At 65.6% G+C, this 18,362-nt stretch carries 15 protein-coding genes and 1 pseudogene; 3 read left to right on the top strand and 13 right to left on the bottom strand.

The window, feature by feature from the left end; all coding sequences use genetic code 11:
- Positions 1–34: 34 nt before the first annotated feature.
- Complete coding sequence (gene acnA, locus Q0263_RS02295; RefSeq protein WP_298012950.1) at positions 35–2,710, bottom strand: aconitate hydratase AcnA; 2,676 nt, start codon at positions 2,708–2,710, stop codon at positions 35–37.
- 337 nt (positions 2,711–3,047) lie between these two features.
- Here acnA and Q0263_RS02290 point away from each other — a divergent pair, with 337 nt between their 5' ends.
- Positions 3,048–3,671, top strand: coding sequence for an FmdE family protein (locus Q0263_RS02290; RefSeq protein WP_298012948.1), 624 nt, complete (start codon positions 3,048–3,050; stop codon positions 3,669–3,671).
- 79 nt (positions 3,672–3,750) lie between these two features.
- Here Q0263_RS02290 and Q0263_RS02285 read toward each other — a convergent pair whose 3' ends face one another.
- A complete protein-coding gene (locus Q0263_RS02285) occupies positions 3,751–5,292 on the bottom strand; it encodes a sensor domain-containing diguanylate cyclase (RefSeq protein ID WP_298012946.1) in 1,542 nt (513 codons plus the stop codon).
- Positions 5,293–5,586: 294 nt separating this feature from the next.
- On the opposite strand from Q0263_RS02285, the gene Q0263_RS02280 reads away from it, so the two are divergent.
- Positions 5,587–7,005 carry a nucleobase:cation symporter-2 family protein gene (locus Q0263_RS02280; protein WP_298012944.1) on the top strand — a complete coding sequence of 473 codons (1,419 nt, stop codon included), beginning with the start codon at positions 5,587–5,589 and terminating at the stop codon, positions 7,003–7,005.
- A gap of 171 nt (positions 7,006–7,176) precedes the next feature.
- The gene (locus Q0263_RS02275) at positions 7,177–7,770 is read left to right on the top strand and encodes a phosphatase PAP2 family protein (RefSeq protein WP_298012942.1); all 594 of its coding nucleotides are present in this window, start codon (positions 7,177–7,179) and stop codon (positions 7,768–7,770) included.
- Between the two features lie 44 nt (positions 7,771–7,814).
- Here the strand turns inward: Q0263_RS02275 and Q0263_RS02270 are convergent, their stop codons facing one another.
- The 11 genes and pseudogenes from Q0263_RS02270 to Q0263_RS02220 all read right to left on the bottom strand — a co-directional run bounded on the left by Q0263_RS02270 (position 7,815) and on the right by Q0263_RS02220 (position 18,128).
- Positions 7,815–8,039, bottom strand: a complete 225-nt coding sequence (locus tag Q0263_RS02270; RefSeq protein WP_366140664.1) for a DUF2783 domain-containing protein — start codon at positions 8,037–8,039, stop codon at positions 7,815–7,817.
- 5 nt (positions 8,040–8,044) lie between these two features.
- Positions 8,045–9,712 carry an FAD-dependent oxidoreductase gene (locus Q0263_RS02265; RefSeq protein WP_298012938.1) on the bottom strand — a complete coding sequence of 556 codons (1,668 nt, stop codon included), beginning with the start codon at positions 9,710–9,712 and terminating at the stop codon, positions 8,045–8,047.
- A 57-nt stretch (positions 9,713–9,769) separates the two neighbouring features.
- Positions 9,770–10,738: an MBL fold metallo-hydrolase gene (locus Q0263_RS02260; RefSeq protein ID WP_298012936.1), complete on the bottom strand. Its 969-nt coding sequence runs from the start codon at positions 10,736–10,738 to the stop codon at positions 9,770–9,772.
- 21 nt (positions 10,739–10,759) lie between these two features.
- Positions 10,760–11,461, bottom strand: coding sequence for an ABC transporter ATP-binding protein (locus Q0263_RS02255; RefSeq protein ID WP_298013377.1), 702 nt, complete (start codon positions 11,459–11,461; stop codon positions 10,760–10,762).
- A gap of 213 nt (positions 11,462–11,674) precedes the next feature.
- A pseudogene (locus Q0263_RS02250) lies at positions 11,675–12,073 on the bottom strand (hemerythrin domain-containing protein); the annotation flags it as partial.
- An 11-nt stretch (positions 12,074–12,084) separates the two neighbouring features.
- Entirely contained in the window at positions 12,085–12,846 is a 762-nt protein-coding gene (locus Q0263_RS02245) for an ABC transporter ATP-binding protein (protein ID WP_298012934.1), read from the bottom strand.
- A 4-nt stretch (positions 12,847–12,850) separates the two neighbouring features.
- Positions 12,851–13,783 (bottom strand): branched-chain amino acid ABC transporter permease, encoded by a 933-nt coding sequence (locus Q0263_RS02240; protein ID WP_298012932.1) that lies wholly within the window; start codon positions 13,781–13,783, stop codon positions 12,851–12,853.
- 2 nt (positions 13,784–13,785) lie between these two features.
- A complete protein-coding gene (locus Q0263_RS02235) occupies positions 13,786–14,661 on the bottom strand; it encodes a branched-chain amino acid ABC transporter permease (RefSeq protein ID WP_298012931.1) in 876 nt (291 codons plus the stop codon).
- Positions 14,662–14,960: 299 nt separating this feature from the next.
- Positions 14,961–15,917 (bottom strand): phenylacetic acid degradation operon negative regulatory protein PaaX, encoded by a 957-nt coding sequence (paaX, locus tag Q0263_RS02230; RefSeq protein ID WP_298012930.1) that lies wholly within the window; start codon positions 15,915–15,917, stop codon positions 14,961–14,963.
- 34 nt (positions 15,918–15,951) lie between these two features.
- A complete protein-coding gene (locus Q0263_RS02225) occupies positions 15,952–16,989 on the bottom strand; it encodes a 2Fe-2S iron-sulfur cluster-binding protein (RefSeq protein ID WP_298012928.1) in 1,038 nt (345 codons plus the stop codon).
- 113 nt (positions 16,990–17,102) lie between these two features.
- Complete coding sequence (locus tag Q0263_RS02220) at positions 17,103–18,128, bottom strand: hypothetical protein (RefSeq protein WP_298012926.1); 1,026 nt, start codon at positions 18,126–18,128, stop codon at positions 17,103–17,105.
- Positions 18,129–18,362 lie beyond the last annotated feature (234 nt).

Below are 18,362 nucleotides of genomic sequence, written 5' to 3'. Positions count from 1 at the left end.
CTGAATCATCGGAGCGGCCCGCAGGCCGCTACCCTCAGTTCAGCAACTGGCGGATCGCGTACTGCAGGATCCCGCCGTGCCGGTAGTACGCGGCCTCGCTGGGGGTGTCGATGCGCACCAGCGCGTCGAATTCCACGTCGCCCGCCTTCACGTGCACGATCTTCGGGGTCTTGCCGCCGTTGAAGGCCTCGATCCCGGTGATTTCAAAGGTTTCCTTGCCGCGCAGGCCCAGGGAATCGGCGTTCTGGCCTTCCGGGAACTGCAGCGGCAGCACGCCCATGCCGATCAGGTTCGAGCGGTGGATCCGTTCGTAGGATTCGGCGATGACCGCCCGCACCCCGAGCAGCACCGTGCCCTTGGCCGCCCAGTCGCGCGACGATCCCGAGCCGTATTCCTTGCCCGCCAGGATCACCAGCGGCACGCCGGCCTTCTGGTAGTTCTGCGAGGCATCGAAAATCGTCGCGACCGGAGCGCCGTCCCGGGTGAAGTCGCGCGTCCAGCCGCCTTCTGTGTCCGGGGCGATCTGGTTGCGCAGGCGCACGTTGGCGAAGGTGCCGCGAATCATGACCTCGTGGTTGCCGCGCCGCGACCCGTAGGAGTTGAAGTCCTTGGGCTGCACGCCCTGCGATTGCAGGTACAGCGCCGCCGGCGAGTCCTTGGCGATCGAGCCGGCCGGGCTGATGTGGTCGGTCGTGACCGAATCGCCCAGTTTCGCCAGCACCCGGGCGCCCCGGATGTCGTGCACCGGGTCCGGATCGCGGCGCATGCCCTCGAAGTACGGCGGATTGCGCACGTAGGTGGAGGCATCGTCCCAGCGATACAGGTCGCCTTCGGGCGTCGGCAGATTGCGCCAGGCGTCGTTGCCCGCGAAGACATCCGAATAGCCGCGCATGTACATTTCCGCCGTGATCGACGACTGGATGACGGCCTGGACTTCCTGGCTGCTGGGCCAGATGTCGCGCAGGTACACGTCCACGCCGTTCTTGTCCTTGCCCAGCGGCGTCTTGTACAGGTCGAAGTCCATGGACCCGGCCAGCGCGTACGCCACCACCAGCGGCGGGGACATCAGGTAGTTCATCTTGACTTCGGAGTGGATGCGGCCTTCGAAGTTACGGTTGCCCGACAGCACCGAGGTCACGGCCAGATCGTGGCTGCGGACGGCATCGGACACTTCCGGGATCAGCGGGCCGGAATTGCCGATACAGGTCGTGCAGCCATAGCCCACCAGATTGAAGCCCAGCGCTTCCAGGTACTTCATCAGGTCGGCCTTTTCATAGTAGTCAGTGACGACGCGGGATCCGGGAGCCAGGGAGGTCTTGACCCAGGGCTTGCGCTGCAGGCCGCGTTCGACCGCCTTTTTCGCCAGCAGGCCGGCCGCCACCATCACGGCAGGGTTGGACGTGTTGGTGCAGGACGTGATGGCGGCGATGGCCACCGCCCCGTGATCGATCTCGAAATCGACGCCATCGCCCAGATGGACCGGCGCGGGGTTGGAAGCGGGCGAGCCCGGCAGGGCGGCCAGGGACTTCTGGAAGGAGGGTTTGGACTCGGACAGCAGGATGCGGTCCTGGGGACGCTTGGGCCCGGCGATGGACGGCACGACCGTGCCCAGGTCGAGTTCCAGCCGTTCCGAATAGACGGGTTCGTGTTGCGGATCGTGCCACAGACCCTGGGCCTTGGCATAGGCCTCGACCAGCGCGACCTGTTCGGCCGAGCGCCCGGTGAAGCGCATGTAGTTCAGGGTTTCGTCGTCGATCGGGAAGATCGAGATCGTGGAGCCGTATTCCGGGCTCATGTTGCCGATGGTGGCGCGATTGGCCAGCGGCACGGCCGCCACCCCCGGGCCGTAGAATTCCACGAACTTGCCCACCACGCCATGCTTGCGCAGCATGTCGGTGATGGTCAGCACCAGGTCGGTGGCGGTGGTGCCCTCGGGCAGGGCGCCCGACAGCTTGAACCCCACGACGCGGGGAATCAGCATGGAAATCGGCTGGCCCAGCATGGCGGCCTCGGCCTCGATGCCGCCCACACCCCAGGCCACCACGCCCAGGCCATTGACCATCGGGGTGTGCGAGTCGGTGCCGACGCAGGTATCGGGATAGGCCTCGGTGACCCCGTCGACCTGGCGGGTGAACACGCCGCGGGCCAGGTGTTCCAGATTGACCTGGTGCACGATGCCGGTGCTGGGCGGCACGACGCGAAAGCCGTCGAACGCCGTCTGCCCCCAGCGCAGGAACTGGTAGCGTTCGACGTTGCGCTGGTATTCGATTTCGACGTTGCGGCGGTAGGAGTCGTTGTGACCGAAGTCGTCGACGATGACCGAGTGGTCGATCACCAGTTCCACCGGCGCCAGCGGATTGATGCGGTCGGGTTCGCCTCCCAGGTCCCGCATGGCCTGGCGCATGGCGGCCAGGTCGACCACCGCCGGCACGCCGGTGAAATCCTGCAGGATGACGCGCGCCGGGGTGAAGGAGATCTCGCGGTTGGGCTGGGCGTCGGGGTCCCAGGACGCCAGCGCGCGGATGTCGTCGGCCGTGACGTCGCCGCCGTCTTCGGTGCGCAGCAGGTTCTCCAGCAGAATCTTCAGGCCGTACGGCAGGCGGGACGGATCCAGTCCATGGTCTTTCAGCGCCCCCAGGCGGTAGATATGGTAGGGCTTGCCCCCCACATCCAGAGTTGTCCGCGCGCCGAAACTGTTGGGATGAGCCATTGCAAGTCCTCCTGGAAGCCGTCGTGTTGATGGCCGGCCGGAGCCCCGAGGCCCCTGACCGACCCGATTCGACTCATCTTACACGCAATCCCGGCGAGGGCTCCATCCCGCCCCGGCGGCCGGAAGGGATTTGGCCGCAGCCTCCCGATGCCCCCAAGCCCGGGCCCGGCCCCCAGGGGAGCGGCCTCGGGACGGCCCGGCGGCAAAAATTCCCTGGATCTTGATGCTTGTCATGCCCTGGGGATCGAAACGACCGGACATCCCTCAGGGTTAAAAGCCGCATGGGCGGGACCGACTCCTACACTGATCCATCGTTGACCGTTTCCGGAGTCGTTCCATGGCATTTCCCGCATTTTTCACCCAGGCGCCGCGCATCGCGGTGCATGACCCCCTGGCCCAGCTGCTGGGGGCGTCCGACGATGGCCGGATCGAATACGGCTACGAAGACGCCGTGCGCCTGGCCGGCCATTCCTGCCCCACCGTCGCGGGCGCCTGGCTGATGACAGTCAAGGCGCTGCGGGCCCTGTACCCGGACACGCTGCCCGAACGCGGCGGCATCCTGGTCGAATTCGCCGACAGCGCCGTCAACGGGGTCACGGGGGTGATCGCCAACGTCGTCAGCCTGGTCACGGGATCGACGACGGACACGGGCTTCAAGGGGCTGGCGGGCCGCTACGACCGCCGCCGTCTGCTGTCGTTCGACCAGAGCCTGCCCGGGGAAATCGGCTTCACGCGCCAGGACACGGGCGCCAGCGTGGCCGTGTCCTACAGCGCCCAGGGCGTGCCGCCCTCGCCCGCCGCCATGCCGCTGCTGCAAAAAGTGCTGTCCGGCCAGGCCAGCGATCCCGAGAAACAGGAATTCGCCCGCCTCTGGCAGGACCGCGTGCGCCGCATCCTGGAAGCCGCCGACCAGCCGGGACTCATCACGCTTCAGGCGCGTCAGGCGGCACGATCCCTCTGAATCCCCGACCGGGCCGCAAGCGGGCGCACCGGGCCCGCCCGGCCGCTGTCCCGCGCCAGCCCGGACCGGATCGCGACGGTCAGGCCCCTTCCCCGCGTTCGGCGCCGTCTTGCGCCCCGCGCCAGTCATCGGCGTCCGCCGCCGGGCGGCGGCGTTCGTGCGTCTGGTAATAGGCGATCTTGTCGGCATACATGGCCTGGTCGGCGGCCTTCATGGTCAATTCCAGATCCGCATGGTGCCGGCTGACGGCCAGCCCGGCCGACACGCTCAGCGGCACGCCGCTGTAATACTGGTTGTTCAGTTCGACCAGCGCGCGGATGTTGTCCAGCACGACCTGGGCGGCGGCCTCGTCCATGCCGGGCAGCAGCACCATGAACTCATCCCCGCCGATCCGGGCGGCCTGCCCGGGCTTGTCGACGGCCTTGTTCAGGACCTCGCCGAAGCGGCGCAGCAGATCGTCGCCGGCCGCGTGGCCGGATTCGTCGTTGACGCGCTTCAGGTTGTTCAGGTCCAGGGCGATGAACGCCACCATCGGCGTGCGCTTGCGAGCCAGGCGGCCCAGCTCGTCGACGAAGAAGGAGCGGTTCTTCAGCTGGGTCAGCACGTCGTGCTGGCCCAGGTATTCCAGGTAGGCCTCGGCCTTTTTGCGGGCGGTGATGTCGGTGAGCGACACCAGCACCTTGGACCAGTCGTCCTCGCAGCCTTCGAACACGGACAGCTGCAAATGGATGTACAGCACGTCGCCCTGCAGCGTGCGGTTCTGGACTTCCTTCTGGTGGAACAGACGGCCTTCCCAGAGATCGATCAGCTGTTCGGCGAACGACGCGCGGGCCTCGTCGCTCAGCACGTCGCCCAGCCGCGCCAGCAGGTCGGCCTGCGTAGAGGCCTTGAACATCGTCAGCGTGTAGTCATTGACGTCCAGCACCCGGATTTCCTGCAGGCAGCGGTCCACGAATTCCTCGTGCACGTCCAGGAACGTGCGGAAATCGCTGACGCCCCGCGCGCGCAGCTCGCCGAACAGGCGCTTGATGGCGCTGAAATCCTCGACCCACAGGGACACTGGCGCCTGCTCGAAGAATTCCCGGGCGTCCCGGGCGCTGTCCTGCGCCTGGCGCTTCAGGTTCTGCAGTTCGGTCACGTCTTCCATGGAGACCAGGACCCGGTCCCAGGGCAGCCGCTCCTGCGGCAGCACGACGCCTTTCAGGGACAGGTCCAGGCGCCTGCCCGACAGCGTGTAGTTGACGGTCAGGCCGTGGAAATCGGTCTTGCCCCGCCATAGCTGATCCAGTTCCTCCAGGAAGCCGTCGAGCATGTCGCCGCGCAGGACGTCCTCCAGATGCGCCAGCAGCGTTTCCTGGGAGTCGGCCTCGTACATCTGCAAGGTCTGGCGATTGACGCGCAGAATGCGCATCAGGGCGGCGCATTCCGCCAGGCGGCCGCGGTCCTGCTGCAGCCAGGGCCGGATGTCCTGGATGCCGGCGCCGCGCAATCGCCCGAACAGCGCATGCAGCTCGCTGTAGTCCTCCAGCCAGAAGGCCATGGGCGAGGCCTCGAACAGGCCCGGCAGGTCGGAGCCGGACGCCGGGGGCTGCTGATCGTCGGAAGATGCCAGGGTATTCATACAGTCAAGTCCGTCTGAAAGCGAGCATATTGCCATTAGTCACGCCGCCGCATGCGGCGGGGCCCGTCCAGTTCGACTAGCGGAAACCCCTATGGACTTTGTTCGATATAAAAACCTGAAGATAGGCAATATGTTAGCCCACATACCTCGCCGCGCCGACTGAAGTTCACAATACACCCTAAGCCGCACCGCCGGCCAGCTCGCCCTGGGCTTATCAGAGGCATCCGTCATCGGCCCCGTCTCATTCCACCGCGTCAGGGCCGACCCACGACGACAATCAGGATGGAGACCGCTTTGAACACCCCGACCCACACCCAAACGCAGCGCCCGGAAGACGAACACCTGGGCCTGTCCGCCAACGTTCTGTACGGACTTCAGCACGTGCTGACCATGTACGGCGGCATCATCGCCGTGCCGCTGATCGTGGGGCAGGCAGCCGGGCTGGGGCCCGCCGAAATCGGCATCCTGATCGCTTCCTGCCTGTTCATGGGCGGCCTGGCCACCCTGGTCCAGACCCTGGGCATTCCGTTCTTCGGCTGCCAGCTGCCCCTGGTGCAGGGGGTGTCCTTCGCCAGCGTGGCCACGATCCTGGCCATTCTGTCCTCGGGCGGCGACCTGCCGTCCGTCTTCGGGGCCGTGATGATGGCCGCGCTGCTGGGACTGCTGATCACGCCGATCTTTTCCAAGATCATCCGCTTCTTCCCTCCCCTGGTCACGGGGTCCGTCATCACGACCATCGGCCTGTCGCTGATGCCGGTGGCCGCCCACTGGTCCATGGGCGGCAACGCCAAGGCGCCGGATTTCGGCAGCGTGGCCAACATCGGCCTGGCCGCCGTCACGCTGCTGATCGTGCTGCTGCTCAGCAAACTGGGCAATGCCGCCATCTCGCGCCTGTCCATCCTGCTGGCCATGGTGCTGGGCACGTTGATCGCCTGGGCGTCGGGCATGACGGATTTCTCCCGCGTCGTCGACGGCCCGACCTTCGCCCTGCCCACGCTGTTCCACTTCGGCCTGCCGGAATTCCATCCGGCCGCCATCCTGTCCATGTTCATCGTGATCCTGGTCGTGCTGGTGGAAACGTCCGCCGACATCCTGGCGGTGGGCGACATCATCAAGACCCCGATCAACTCCCGCCGCCTGGGCGACGGCCTGCGCGCCGACATGGTGTCCAGCGTCATCGCGCCGGTCTTCGGATCCTTCACGCAAAGCGCCTTCGCGCAGAACGTCGGCCTGGTCGCCGTCACCGGGGTGAAAAGCCGCTTCGTCGTGGCCACCAGCGGCATCATCCTGCTGGTGCTGGGCCTGCTGCCGGTGATGGGCCGCCTGATCGCCACCGTGCCCGCCGCCGTGCTGGGCGGCGCCGGCCTGGTGCTGTTCGGCACCGTGGCCGCCAGCGGCATCCGCACCCTGGCCAAGGTCAACTACGAAGACAACATGAATCTGATCATCGTCGCCACGTCCGTGGGCTTCGGCATGATCCCCATCGCCGCCCCGAAGTTCTACAGCCATTTCCCGGACTGGGTGGCGACGATCTTCCACTCGGGCATCAGCTCGGCCGCCATCATGGCCATCGCCCTGAACCTGCTGTTCAATCACATCAAACGCGGCACCCCGGACAAGCCCTCGGTCTTCGCGGCCGGCACGGCCCACGCGCCGGGCGACACGACAGCCTGCGACACGCTGGACACGCCCGCCAAAAGCCTGGCGCACTGATCGGCGCCGGCTGCCCGCCGCTTCCGGCGGGAAGCCGAGCATGACAAGAGGCCGGCCGGACGCGCTGATACACATCGTCAAGGATGACACGCGCGGATTGCCGGATCCGCCACCGCCCGGCGGGTCCCGGTGCTATGCTGCCGTACCCGTTCACTCCGGCCGGATACGCTCATGGAACACCTGAACCAGACCCTGTTTTTGTGGATCAACGCCGTGGACCCCTCCGCCTTCAGCCTGGCGCTGGGCACCTTTCTGGCCAACGGCCTGGTCTACGTCTTTCCGCTGTACGTAGTCTTGAACTGGCTGCGCGCCGACACCGCGGGCCGGGACGCCCTGGTGCAGGCCGTCCTGACCGCCGCCGTCGCCCTGTTCCTGTCCTGGGCCGCCGGCCAGCTGTGGTTCCACCCGCGCCCCTTCGTCCTGGGCATCGGCCACCAGTATCTGCACCATGCGCCGACGGCATCGTTCCCCAGCAACCACCTGAGCTTCATCTGGGCGCTCTGCGCCGGACTGTGGATCCACCCCGTCCGGCGCCGCGCGGCCTGGGTGCTGGGGCTGCTGGGCCTGGCCGTAGCCTGGGCCCGCATCTACATGGGCATCCACTGGCCGCTGGACATGGCGGGCGCGCTGTTGAACGCCCTCATCGCGGTCCTGCTGTGCCTGCCGCTGCGCGGTCGGGTGGTGCCCGGCGTGCGGGCGCTGATCGAACTGCTCTACCGACGGGTCTGCGCCTGGCCGATCCGCAAGGGCTGGTTCCTGGCCTGAGGCCGCCGCTGGCCGGACTCGCGCCAAGGCGAGCGGACGCGAGGTCAAGGGTCCTGCCGGGCGATCGTCATGGCCTCGCGCAGGATTGCCAGATCGCCGATGTGGTTGGCCAGCAGAAGGATCAGGCGGGCATTGACTTGCGCGCTCTGCTCGTCGCTGAGGTTCTGGTGCAGCGCGATCAGCTCTTCGTAGAAGTCGTCGCCGGGAGTATAGGCGCGCGCGTAGCTGCGGCCCGGCTCGCCGAAGTTCAGGTTCAGGCTCAGTCCCATGGGATTCATTCCTGGTTGCAGGTTGCGCGCGCCAGCGCCTGGCGGACCCGGCGGACGTCGAGGGCGCGCCAGCGGGCGGCGATGTGCTGGTCGGGGCGGATCAACCAGGCGGAGCCCGGCCGGGCGTCGTAGCGCTCGGCGAATCGGCCGGTGTAATCCTCGAAGACCCGGAAGCCGTGCGGCGAGCGCCCGCCCGACGGCGTCACGAGGATGACGTCCACCGGCAGAGAGCCCGACATCAGCGCCTGCAGGGCGTCGGCCTGAGTCACGTCGCCCGGCTTGTCCGCATAAACCAGCAGCTGGAAACGGTTGCCCAGCCTGCCCAGCAGCCAGAAGTGATCCACCTGGGCTCTCATAGGGCTGTCGTCGCAGGGCGCCCCCGGCGCCATGTCCCCGGCGAACGCGGCCTCGTCGGGCGTGTTCAGAACGGAATCCGCCAGGATCGTCGGCACCGACAGGCGGCCGGAGTTTACCAGCGCCCTGGCGAACGGATAGTGGCGCGCCAGTCCCAGCACCGCGTTGCGAAAGGCCAGCGAGGTCTTGGTCTTGGGCGTGATGAAATCCGTCGAGCGCGTGGAATTCAGCAGATTCTCGTCGGCGGCGCAGGTTCGCTCGTCGGAGTAGGTGTCCAGCAGGCTATCCGGAGCCTTGCCGTCCATGACCAGCCGCAGTTTCCAGGCCAGATTGTCCGTATCCTGGATGCCGGAATTGGCCCCGCGCGCACCGAATGGCGACACCTGATGCGCGGCATCGCCGACGAACAGCACGCGGCCATGGCGGAACTTCGCCATGCGCCGGCACTGGAAGGTATAGACGCTGACCCATTCGAGTTCGAATTCGTGCTCCTCGCCCAGCATGGCCTTGATGCGGGGGATGACCTTCTCCGGACGCTTCTCTTCTTCGGGATCGGCATCCCAGCCGAGCTGGAAGTCGATGCGCCACACGTTGTCGGCCTGGTGATGCAGCAGCACGGACTGCCCTGGATGGAAAGGCGGATCGAACCAGAACCAGCGCTCGGCGGGGAAATCGGCCTTCATGACCACGTCGGCGATCAGGAAGCGGTCCATGAAGACCTTGCCCTCGGCCTCCAGACCCATCATCCTGCGGATGGGGCTGCGGGCGCCATCGGCCACGATGAGCCAGTCCGCCTCGACCGGATAGACGCCGTCCGGGGTCTCGACCTGCAACGCGACGGCATCGTCCTGCGCGCGCATCGACACGACCTTGTTGCGGAATCGCAAGTCCAGGGACGGCAGCGACCGGGCCCGCTTCACCAGGAATTCTTCCAGGTAGTACTGCTGCAGGTTGATCATGCCCGGCCGGTGATGATCCGGTTGCGGCAGCAGGTTGAAGCTGTAGACCTCTTCGCTGCGAAAGAAGGTCCGACCCACGTTCCAGCTGACGCCCTTGTCCACACAGGGATCGGCCACTCCCAGGCGGTCCAGCACTTCCAGCGCCCGCTTGGCGTAGCAGACCCCGCGGGAGCCCACCGAAACCGTGTCGTCGTCGTCGAGCAGCAGCACGGGCACGTTCTGCTGGGCCAGGTCGATGGCGGCGGCAAGGCCGACCGGACCGGCGCCCACGATCACCACGGGATGGCGGACGGCCTTGTCCGCCCCCAGTTCACGCGGCGGATGATATTCGAATTTCTGGTACTGATAAGTGCTGAGCATGTCTGTGTCTCCTCCGGGGCGGGGCGCGGTCTCGGCGCCGCGACGCCCGCCGCGCAATCAGTGTTCCGCCTGCAGGCCGTGCCACATTTCCTGGTCGCGCTCGGCCGTCCAGATGCGGGGGTGGCGAATGCCGGCGGCCTCGTCCATGGCCCGGACCACGTCGAATGGCAGGCAATGCTCGTAGATGAAGACCTGGGCGAACTTGGGGTCCATGGCGCCGCGGATGTGCTCCATGGCCTGTTTCAGATCCATCCCCCGGGCATGCGCCTCGCGGGCGGACGAGTACAGCGTGGACACGAAGTCGCGCGTGTAGGCCAGGCCGGCGGCGACCCTTTCGGGCGTATCCAGCGCCGGCCCCCGGCCCGGCACCAGCTTTTCCGCCCCCAGGGCGGCCAGCGCGTCGAGCGTGGCCGGCCAGTCGGCCAGCTGGGCGTCGCCCGTGTAGCAGGCTGCGTCATATTCGACCAGGTCCCCGGAAAACAGGACCTTCTCGGAAGGCACCCACACCACGGTGTCGCCCCGGGTGTGGCCCGCGCCGGGGTGAAAGACGCGGACTTCCAGGTCGCGCCCCATCCACAGACTGATGCCATCCCGAAAGACCAGCGTCGGCCAGGTCAGGCCCGGAATCGACTCGAAGGCCTGGAACAGGCGCGGAAAGCGTTCATATTCGGACTGCATGTCCTGGGCGCCGCGCTCCGCGATCATCTCGTAGGTGCCCTGGCTGGCGATGACTTCCTGCAGGCCCTCTTCGCGGTAGGCCGAGGCGCCCAGCACCCGCACGGCGTGATAGTGCGACAGCACGGCGTACTTGATGGGTTTGTCGGTCACCTTGCGGATCTCCGCGATCAACCGCCGCGCCATCATGGGGGTGGCGAGCGTGTCGCAGATCAGGACGGCCTCGTCGCCGATGACGACGCCCGTGTTCGGGTCGCCTTCGGCGGTATAGGACCAGCAGTGCCCGGACAGGCGGGCGAAGGTGGTCTTCTTCTCCTCCAGGTCGGCGACGGATGCGAATTGCTTGCTCATGGTGGTTTCCTCTTCGGCGTTTCACATGCCCAGGTACGCGGCGCGCACCTGTTCGTTTCGGATCATGTCCTGCCCCGTGCCCGACAGCACGATCTGACCGGTTTCCAGGACGTAGGCGCGGTCGGCGATGCCAAGCGCGGCGAAGGCGTTCTGCTCGACCAGCAAGATGGTGATGCCCCGGGCCTTGAGCGTGCGGATGACATTGAAGACTTCCTCGACCAGCAGAGGCGCCAGGCCCATGGACGGCTCGTCGAGCAGCAGCAGGCGCGGCCGCCCCATCAGGGCCCTGCTGATGGCCAGCATCTGCTGCTGCCCGCCGGACAGCGTCCCGGCGGGCAGGCGCCGTTTCTCGCGCAGGACCGGGAACATCGCGTAGACACGCTCCAGATCCTCGTCCACCTGATCGGCGGACCGCAGGTAAGCGCCCAGACGCAGATTGTCTTCGATCGACAAGGGGCCGAAGACCTGCCGGCCTTCCGGACTATGACAGATGCCGGCCCGCACCCGGCGATCCGCCCGCACGCGGGACAAGTCCTGCCCCGCGAAACGGATCCGGCCGGCGCTCATGGGCTGGATCCCGGACAAGGCGCGCAGAAACGTCGTTTTGCCCGCCCCATTGGCCCCGACCAGGGCCACCAGCTCGCCCTTGAAGACGTCGAGGCTGATGCCCTTGAGCGCCTGGATGCGGCCATAACAGGACTCGAGGTCCCGGACTTCGAGCAACGGTTCGTGCGCGGCGGCGGCCAGGTGCCGGAAACCGCCCGCCTGGCTGCCGCCCAGGCCGACCGTTTCCGGGGCGAGCGACACGATGCGGTGGTAGAGTTCGCGGTACTCGGCGCGCGCCTGTTCGCCGAACAGGGGGTCGCGGTGATCGGAGAACGCCGCCGCGATGCCTGCCCAGTCCTCGGGCAGCAGCACCTCGCGCGCCAAGGGAAAGATGCTCTTTTCCTCGGTCCGGATATGCCGCTTCAGCTGATCCGCATAGCGGCGCAGGCCTTCGATGAACTCGGACTGGTCCGACAGGCGGCCTTCTCTTCCCAGGAACCGGCGCAGATCCTGAAGGCTGGCGGGACCCTGGCGGTGTTCTTCCTCAAGGGAATCCAGGATGGGCGCCGCCGCGTCGGGCGCGCGCCGCCGCAACGCCAGGAACAGGTACTGGTCCTCTTTGGCGTGATGGCAGCCGTCCATGAACTCCCGGATGTAGTCGAACAGGGCCAGGAAGAAGCCTTCCTCGACCGGCTCGCCCGCCTGCAATTCGCCGGCCACCCAGTCCATGGTGGTGGCGATGCGCCAGAGATTGCGGTGTTCTTCCTGGATGATGTCCAATGCGTGCATGAGTTCCCCGATCAGGCGTGGCCGCCCAGGTAGGCTGCGATCACATCCGGATTGCCGCGGACTTCCGGCCCGGACCCCTCGGCCAGCCTTTTCCCGTAATCCAGCACCAGAATCCGGTCCGACAGATTCATGACCATCTTCATGTCGTGCTCGACCAGGACGACCGTCACCCCGGTTTCCGCGATCCGGCGCACCAGCGCGTCGGCTTCCCGGGTTTCCGTGGGATTGAGGCCGGCGGCCGGCTCGTCCAGAAACAGCAGGCGCGGTTTCATGGCCAGCGCCCGGGCGATCTCCAGGCGCTTGAGAGCCCCATATGGCATGCTGTCGGCGCGCGACCGGACGTAGGATTCCAGGCCCACGAAGGCCATCAGGGCCGCGGCTTCCTCGCGCAGCGCATGCTCGCGCCGCCGCAGGCCCGGCGTGCGCAGCAGCGCCTTGAACAGGCTGCCGTCCAGATGCAGGTGAGCCCCGACCATGACGTTCTCCAGGGCGCTCATGTTCATCCAGACCTGCAGGTTCTGGAAAGTGCGCGCCATGCCTCGCCGGGCCAGTTCATAGGGCGTGCAGCCTTGAATTTCCTGGCCATCGAGGCGAACGGCGCCCGCCGTGGGCCGATAGATCCCGGTGATCAGGTTGAACAGGGTCGTCTTGCCCGCGCCGTTGGGGCCGATCACGGAATAGACGATGCCCTCGTCCACGGAAAAGCTGACGTCCTGGACCGCGCGGACATTGCCGAACTGGATGGACAGACGATCGACTTCAAGCAGGGCCATGGCGTCAGTCTCCGATGCGCAGGCGAGCCGCCAGCGTGGGCACCAGGCCGCGCGGCAGGAAGATCATGCACAGCATCAGGATGGCTCCGAAGACAACGATCTCCCAGCCCTCGAAGGTCGCCAGCGCCTGCGGCAGCGCCGTCAGCAGCACCGCGCCCAGCACGGAACCGAACACCGACGCCATGCCGCCCACCACGACCATGGTGACCAGCTCGATGGAATGGAAGAAGTTGGCGATCTCGGGCGTCACGAAGCCGACGTAGTGCGCCAGGATGCTGCCCATGACGCTGGCCGCGACGGCCGACAGCACGAATACGGTCGTTTTGTAGCGCGGCACGTCCACGCCCACGACCTGGGAAGCGATCTCGGAACCATGCAGGCCCCTCAGCGCGCGGCCGAAGGGCGAGTCGATCAGATTGAGCGCGCCCCACACGCTCAGCAGCAGCAAGACGGCCACGACCCAGTACCACTGGATGTCGCGCACGAGTTCGTAGCCGAACAGTTCCATGGACTGCACCGGCATGCCGTCAGGCCCGCCCGTCCAGCCAGCCTCGTTGCGGATCACGATGTTGATGATGACGCCCAGGCCCAGCGTCGCCATGGCCAGGTAGTGCCCTTTGAGGCGCAGGATCGGCCGCGCGACCAGCAGCGCCAGCAGCCCGGTGCCCGCGGCGCCGGCCGCCAGGGCCAGCAGCGGGTGCCAGCCGAAATGGGCGGGCAGCACCGACGAGGCATAAGCCCCCAGACCGACGAAGCCCGCATGGCCCAGGCTGATCTGGCCCGCATAGCCGACCAGCAGATTCAGGCTGAGGACGATCACGGCATTGATGCACATGCGGATGACGATGTCCAGGTAATAGCTGTTGGGCGCCAGGAAGGGCGCCGCCGCCAGCGCGGCGGCCAGGAGAGCCAGACCGATCAGAGAGCGTCCGCGCATGATCACACCCGCTCTGTGGAAAGACCGCCGAACAGGCCGCGCGGCATGAAGAACAGGATCAGCAGGATCAGCACGAACGGAATGGCGTCCTTGTAGGCCGAAGACACGTAGCCCGCGCCCATCGCTTCCAGCACGCCGACCAGCAGGCCGCCGACCACGGCGCCCAGGCCGCTGCCCAGGCCGCCGACCACCGCCGCCACGAAGCCCTTGAGGCCCAGCATGATGCCCACGTCATAGGAAGTCAGCGTGATCGGCGTGATGAGGATGCCCCCCAGCGCGCCGAGAGCCGCCGCCAGGGCGAAGCTCATGAGCAGGACCCAGCCGGTGCTCACGCCCACCAGCTGCGCTGCGACCCGGTTGTAGGCCGTGGCCAGCATGGCCTTGCCCGCCAGCGTGCGGCTGAAGAAGTACCAGAGCAGCGCCACCACGATGGCCGTCACCCCGAATACCCAGAGGCTCTGAGGCTGCAGAGACGCCCCCAGGACCGACAGGGGGGCATGTCCGGAAAACGGCGGCAGGCTGTGGGCGCCCTTGCCCAGCCAGACCTGGATCAGGCCGCGCAACACCAGGGACGCGCCGATCGTGATGATGATCAGGGTGACGGTATCGGCATCCTTGACCGGTTCGATGGCGCACTTTTCAAGCAGCACTCCGACCAGGGCCGGCAGCAGCACGGCCAGCGCGAACGCGGGCGCCCAATGCAGGCCCGCCTGGGTGAAGAAAACCGCCAGCATGCCGCCGAGCATGATGAACTCGCCTTGAGCGAAATTGATCACATGACTGGCGTTGTAGATCAGATTGAAGCCCAGCGCGGCCAGAGCGTAGGTCGCCCCGACGGTCAGGCCCGAGAACAGGAACTGCAGGAACTCCGCATGCACGGCATGTCTCCTTGCCAAGGTCTGTCCGGGGCCGGCCCCATGTCGCAGGGCTTCTTTTCCAGACGTATTACGAAATAGGTACTTTAGCCATTAAATTTGGTATCAATGAAAACATAAAAGACTTGGCCGCCATGATCAAGAGGATCTGATGAACAACCGACACTTATTCGGGAAAACCATCAAGCGAACTCGATTCCCGACTGATGGATTCATCGGATGTTCCTCTGGATGCCATGCTCCGGCAACAACACGAAAAATTAATTTTTATAATTTTTTTTGTATCGTGCGAAACGGGTGAATCAAAGCGAGATCGAAACCAGCGGATCGTCCGAGGGGAACCGCTCGAAGCCGTCTTCCAGGCGTTCGGGCACCGTGCCGTCGGCCAACAGCATCTGGGCGTCCAGATGCCGCTCGGACGGTTCCGCCAGCCGTCGGTAGAGTTCGCGGCACACCATGCGCGCGGACTGTCCCGGCCAGTCGGCCGGCAGCAGGACTTCCGGCAATTCGGGATCGCGCAGCAGCAGACGGCGATAATCATGGATCATCAGCACGCGCAGCAGAAAGGCTTCCTCGGGTTCCAGACGAACCTGACGATCGCGCCGCAATTCGGCCAGGATCGGCAAGTAATCGCCCACGAAGGCCGCATAGGATTCAGCCAGGCGATCCAGGTTCCAGGCGCGGGCCACCAGATCGGCGTCGGACGCCGTCAGCGCAATGCGCGCATCGGCCGCCAGCAAGGGCAGCAGGCAACCCAGCATGTCGCCCAGGCCATCGGCCTCCAGCGTATCGTAGGCGGCTTCCAGGTGGGTCGACGGATGGACGAAGCAATCGCTGCCCAGGCTGCCGAAGCCCTGCCACTGCAGGGCCTGGCGCAGACGCTCGCGCTGCCGCGGATCGAGTTCGCCCACCACCAGGATCAGGCGCCAGCGGCGATCCCAGATCGGCGCGTGCGAAGAATAAATGTGACGCGAGGCTTCCTCGAACCGCAAGCGCCCCGAATCGGTCAGCACATATTCCGCCCGGCGCCCGTGGGAGTCCGCCCTCAGCCATTTTTCCTTGCCGAGGCGGAATACTGAAGTGCGCACCAGGCGCTCATTCAGCCCCAGCGGTTCGAGCAGCCGGATCAGGCTGCCCAGCCAGATCCGCCCGCCACGCGGCAGCACCGCATCGCCGAAGACGGACATGATCAGCGACCCCGCGCGCACCCGCTGTTGTTGACGGAAATGGTCGATGCGATGCTGGATGGCTGGAATCAAGGCGGTCCTCAGGCGGCTGAGGCCTGTTCATGGTTCAGGATTGGCGGCCCTCGGATCGGACATTCTGGATGGCGAAGAAACCTTCCTTGTGGATGAGATCGTCCTTCGCGCCCAGCGCCTTGACCGCCGCGACGCAGGCATCCACGAATTCGGGGCTGCCCGCGATGAAAACACTGTGCGCGGACAAATCCGGGTACAGCCCGGGCAGGATTGCATCGATACGCCCCTGCAAATAGCCGTCCCGCTGCTCGCGCGTGAGGGTTATTTTATAGTCGAAATTGCGATGCTTGGTGCGCCACCAGGCCATCATGCCCCTGCCATAGACGTCGGCCTCGGTGCGCGCCGAGAAGATCAGATCGACTTTCTTCCGGTAGCCGCGTCGCAGGGCGGCCTCGGCCAGATCCAGGATCGGCGCCAGACCCGTGCCCGCAGCCAGACAAAGCACCGGCGTCTCGGCGGACGGATCGCCGATGAAGGTGCCATAGGCGCCATTGACCTTGACGCTGTCTCCGACCTGCAACGCATCGTGGATCCACGCGCTGGTGACGCCATCATCCGCGCGCGCCACCTGCAGAGAGATCTCGCCGTCGGGCCGGGGCGCGTTGGCGATCGAATAGGCCCGCCGGGGAACGCCGGCGCGCTCGTCGCCCACGGTGACGTACTGGCCGGGCCAATAGCGGATCGGCTGACCCACCGGGCGCAGGCGGATTTCCAGAGTGCGGTTGGCGACCTCGCGACGTTCGATCAGGATGAACAGCGCGCCTTCCCGGGGCGGGAACAGCTTCGGGCGCGCATCAGCCGTTCCCCATTCGATCACCATTTCCTCGGAAATCGGCTTGGCCATGCACATCAGGCCATAGCCCTGACGGCGCTCGTCGGCCGACAGCGCCATGTCCAGCACCATGCCTTGGTCGTACTGGCCCTCCAGGACCCGGACCTTGCATTCGCCGCAGGCGCCGGCCCGGCAGTTGTTGGGCAGCGCGTATCCGGCCTTTTCCAGGGCCATCAGGACCGTGTCGCTGTCCTTGCATTCCACGGATTTGCCAGAAGGTTGGATGGTGATGCGTGACATGGAAACTTCCGTCTTTTTTGACTATCTTGATCGGAGCAGCCGGGCAGCGGCATCACCGCCCGGCCGGGAATGGCGCCGGATGCGGGAAGGGCGCGACGCCCTTCCCCAAGCGGTCAGAACACGGGAATGATGTCCTGCATTTCAATGTCCGAAACTTCATGGCCCGTGATGCCGACTTCCGGGATGGCCGGGAACGGAATGCCGTAGCGGTCCAGGACGCCCTTGAGATTGAGCATGGCGTTCTTCCAGTTCTCGAGCTTGGCCTCGTAGGTGGGAATGCCGAAACCGGCATCGCGGGCGATGGCTTCCGCTTCCCGCTGGGTGGCGATGAAGTCCTCCGGCAGATCCCAGAACTCCATCGGCGGCTCGAACAGGACGGCGGACAGAAACAGGTAACCGGCCCGGATCTGCTTGGTGACGACGGACTTGTGCTCCTCGCTCAGGCCCGGGTAGTCGCGTTCCATCACGGCCATGCAGATCGCCATGTGACGACCTTCGTCCCGGCCGATGTTCTTGAAGGCTTCCTTGAAGACCGGTTCGCGCGAATTCTCGTACATCTGCTTGAAGATGGTGGCGGCCGCGATCTCGCCCATCAGGAAGGAACTGAACAACACAGCCAGATCGTATTTGGGCACGGCGTTCTTGTAGCCGTTCCAATAGCGCGCGCCGTTGAAGTACAGCCACTTGGCGTTTTTCTGCAGGCGGCGGCCGATGTCGGTCTTGGGCTCGTACGTCAGTGGGTCCGGGTGATCCAGAAGCTTGGTGATCGACAGCCCGCACATGATCTCGTGATTCTGCTCGTCGCTGGCGACCGAGAAGAAGCACTTGCGCACCGGGTCTTCCTCGTGGACTTCATAGGTCTTGATCAGGGCCTCGGCGAACACCGGGGGCGCGGACGCGTCGAACACCGACAGCAGCGTCCACCAATAGGCGATGCATTCGCGTTCTTCCCAGGAATAGCTTTCAACGTCGAGCGTGTCCCAGGGCAGTTTCTCGGGCTCCCAATATTCCCTGAGCGAAGCTTCCCAGACTTCTTGCAGCTTCTGGGTCTTGCGATGCCAGGACAGGGGATAGACGTTGGGCTGTTCGATTTCGGGCGGAAATTCCATCTTGTCCGAAAAGCGTTCTTTGCTGGACATGAAAAGGCTCCTTTGGATGGCGGGTACAAGGGGTGGCGGACAGGTATCGGGTCCTTTTTGCCCGCTTTCGATCGGGCATGAGCTCATAATGTTACCTTAACATCACTTCTGTCAAATTATTTGTATCGCTTTAATCCTAGGGTTTTCCTCGACAGAAAGGTCATAGGGAACGAATTGCTATCAAATACCCTGTGAAATCATTGATTTCACAGGGTATTGAATTAATTGATGAGT

The sequence above is a fragment of the uncultured Castellaniella sp. genome (assembly GCF_937988725.1).
In the GTDB taxonomy this organism is placed as follows: Bacteria; Pseudomonadota; Gammaproteobacteria; order Burkholderiales; family Burkholderiaceae_B; genus Castellaniella.
Note: the sequence above shows the minus strand (reverse complement) of the source record. Positions and strands in the feature narration are given on the sequence as shown.

Excerpts from the sequence above, each read along its gene's own strand:
- Q0263_RS02260 (WP_298012936.1), bottom strand. The coding sequence starts at position 10,738 with ATGAGCAAGCAATTCGCATCCGTCGCCGACCTGGAGGAGAAGAAGACC.
- Q0263_RS02275 (WP_298012942.1), top strand. The coding sequence starts at position 7,177 with ATGGAACACCTGAACCAGACCCTGTTTTTGTGGATCAACGCCGTGGAC.
- Q0263_RS02240 (WP_298012932.1), bottom strand. The coding sequence starts at position 13,783 with ATGCGCGGACGCTCTCTGATCGGTCTGGCTCTCCTGGCCGCCGCGCTG.
- Q0263_RS02265 (WP_298012938.1), bottom strand. The coding sequence starts at position 9,712 with ATGCTCAGCACTTATCAGTACCAGAAATTCGAATATCATCCGCCGCGT.
- Q0263_RS02225 (WP_298012928.1), bottom strand. The coding sequence starts at position 16,989 with ATGTCACGCATCACCATCCAACCTTCTGGCAAATCCGTGGAATGCAAG.
- Q0263_RS02290 (WP_298012948.1), top strand. The coding sequence starts at position 3,048 with ATGGCATTTCCCGCATTTTTCACCCAGGCGCCGCGCATCGCGGTGCAT.
- Q0263_RS02285 (WP_298012946.1), bottom strand. The coding sequence starts at position 5,292 with ATGAATACCCTGGCATCTTCCGACGATCAGCAGCCCCCGGCGTCCGGC.
- Q0263_RS02220 (WP_298012926.1), bottom strand. The coding sequence starts at position 18,128 with ATGTCCAGCAAAGAACGCTTTTCGGACAAGATGGAATTTCCGCCCGAA.
- Q0263_RS02245 (WP_298012934.1), bottom strand. The coding sequence starts at position 12,846 with ATGGCCCTGCTTGAAGTCGATCGTCTGTCCATCCAGTTCGGCAATGTC.
- acnA (WP_298012950.1), bottom strand. The coding sequence starts at position 2,710 with ATGGCTCATCCCAACAGTTTCGGCGCGCGGACAACTCTGGATGTGGGG.
- Q0263_RS02270 (WP_366140664.1), bottom strand. The coding sequence starts at position 8,039 with ATGGGACTGAGCCTGAACCTGAACTTCGGCGAGCCGGGCCGCAGCTAC.